Genomic DNA, 2,580 nt, shown 5'->3' on the forward strand with positions numbered 1-2,580 from the left:
ACTCTAGACGGAGTGTCGCTTCCTGGGTGAAGACAATGACAGATCGCCCGGTCATGACGATCGGCAGCGTCGGGTTGTCCACCGATCTCGCGAGTGATGTCTTCGACAACCAAGACCCCGTACTGCAGGTGGAGGATGACATCATCCGTGTACGGCGCGGTTTGGAGGCCGGCGACTTCGACATGATCGGGGTTGGTAGGGCGCAGATTTCGAATCCGGACTTCGTTGAGCGCGTACGCAGGGCCGACTATTCGAATTTACGAGACTTTCGAAAATATCGCGATTTGGCCGAGGCATACGAAAGCTACTCGCATGAGGGGCAACTCGTGGACCAGTCGCGGAAGAAGGATTAATCGATGAGCCTAATATGTGAATATTGTCAAACCCTAGGAGTTTTATTGTGACAACCGGGACGCCGAAGTACTGGTGGATGGAAGGGCTTTTCAATCCCCCGCCCCGACCTACTGGTTTCTCGACAACTGATCGAGATGAATTCGATGTAATCATTGTCGGTGCCGGAATGGCGGGAATGTGTGCTGCAATTTTGGCTCACGATCRTGGTGCCGAGGTCCTTCTATTGGAGGCATCAGATGAAGTCGGCGGTACAACTTACAAGTCCGGCGGGGCGATGTGGATTCCAGACAACTCACTTATGCACGTCTTAGGAATTCGCGACGATCGAGATAGCGTCTTGCGCTACGTTGTCCAGGTCGCGCATCCCGACCAGTACGACGCCGATGCCGAATACTACGGCGCAGAAGAGTGGCAGTGGGAAACAATGGGCGCGTTTTACGATAACGCCGCGAAAGCGATTGATGCGCTGGTTGCGGCAGGTGCCTTCCGGGTCACCACCTGGCCATCCTTTACGGAACGGTACCCAGCCATTGTCAGCTATCACCCGGAATTGGATAACTCTATTCAAGGATTTTTACGGCATCTAGGACCAGCGCGAGAGGACGGCTCCGCTGCACCTGGAGCAGATTTGGTCGATCAACTGGGGGTAGCCGTTAGAAGCCGGGGTATCGAGGTGCGCACAGATCATCGTGTGCAGCGGCTGCTGCAAGATGAAACTGGTGCAGCCGTCGGAGTTGGGGGGACGTGGGGTGATCCCATCTACGCGAGACGAGGGGTGGTTTTCGCTAGCGGTGGCTTTGCACATAACGCGGATTTGATCGATGAATACTGGCGCGGGCCGCTTTACAGCAGTTGCGCAGTTGCCACCGCACAGGGTGATTTCATCCCTATCGCGCGCGAGGCCGGAGCTGAACTCGCTCACATGCAGAATGGCTGGCTGTACGAGGACATCTTGGAAAAGGCTGCCATGAATCGCGTGAACGAGGATAAAGGTATTCCCGTTCCGCCCGGAGACAGCATGATTTATGTCGATCGCAATGGTAACAGGGTCGTCAACGAGAAGCTTGTGTACCAGGACCGAAACCGCGTCATATGGGACCGCGACAAGAACGGCGACTATCCGAACAGGGTTCTCTTTATGGTTTACGACGATTACGTCGCCCACGACACCAAGCCGACCCTGTTCTGGGATACGTTTCGCACCCCTAAACCTTACATTATCGAAGGTCAGACATGGGAGGAGATCACCGAGCGCATCGAGGCGCGCTTGAAGAGTCTCACCTCTGTCATCGGTGATTTCGAATTGGCACCTGGCTTCGCCGAGCAACTGGAGCAGACGGTCGACAGATTCAACGGCTTCGCCCGCGCGGGTGTCGACGAAGATTTCCACCGTTGCGAGAACATGTCCGAATACGACTGGCATGGCATCCCGAGGCCAGGTAACGAAAAAAATCCGGGAATGTTTCCATTCGCCGAGACCGGGCCATATTACTGCGTGCTGATCTGCGGGATGGTGTTGGACACCAACGGAGGGCCCAAGACGAATTCGAACAGCCAAGTCTTGCGTTCGGACGGGTCCGTCATTCCAGGGTTGTATGGGGCCGGAAACTGTGTTGCATCAATAGCCGGTGATGGCTACTTATCTTTAGGGAGCACACTCGGGCCCGCCGCCACATTTGCGTACCTCGCCGCCGAAAGTGTAGTGCAGGAGGCACCGCGCGATACTGAAGCTGCTCGTGCGCGGTACACTGCAGATACGTTGACGACCAGCCAAAACAGCTAGATAGTCACTCGAATTCAGCAGCTACGGTCAGCGTTGCGTGTTAGCATGAATCGATACTGACACGCGACGTTGGCCCATAGTTCCTCCAATCGAGACAGTCTCGTGCGGGACCAAAATCGCCCGAGAGGTCGCGTCGGTCTAAAGGGAGTAACCTATGGGCGCGGATTATGAATCGCACCGGCTTTCCGCAGTAGATCGGATGATGACAAGGATTCGTGAAATTCTCCAACAAGCACCTGCGGTAACCGACGAATCCGAGGAAATATTCGGATTCGTAGCGGCGCTACTTGTCGAATATTCTTGGAATCGCAGTGCGCCGGTTGTGGGCATCGTAGGTCACGTTGGCAATTACTGGAGAAACTGGCTCTTAGTCATATTACGTGTCGGACCATTGCGTCCGTCGATGATTCAGCGGCTACTGGACACAATGGACCCGTCACACC

At 55.2% G+C, this 2,580-nt stretch carries 3 protein-coding genes; all 3 read left to right on the forward strand.

All coding sequences use genetic code 11. The features are described 5' to 3' along the window. The coding region (locus tag AC1DWT_RS50750) for a hypothetical protein (RefSeq protein WP_477926212.1) at positions 1 to 353 on the forward strand (353 nt) is incomplete at its 5' end. A gap of 47 nt (positions 354 to 400) precedes the next feature. Then, positions 401 to 2,137, forward strand: coding sequence for an FAD-dependent oxidoreductase (locus AC1DWT_RS50755; RefSeq protein ID WP_477926213.1), 1,737 nt, complete (start codon positions 401 to 403; stop codon positions 2,135 to 2,137). A 154-nt stretch (positions 2,138 to 2,291) separates the two neighbouring features. Continuing rightward, a partial coding sequence (locus AC1DWT_RS50760) for a hypothetical protein (RefSeq protein ID WP_477926214.1) occupies positions 2,292 to 2,580 on the forward strand: 289 nt, incomplete at its 3' end.

It is taken from the genome of Rhodococcus sp. P4_B6, assembly GCF_056402215.1.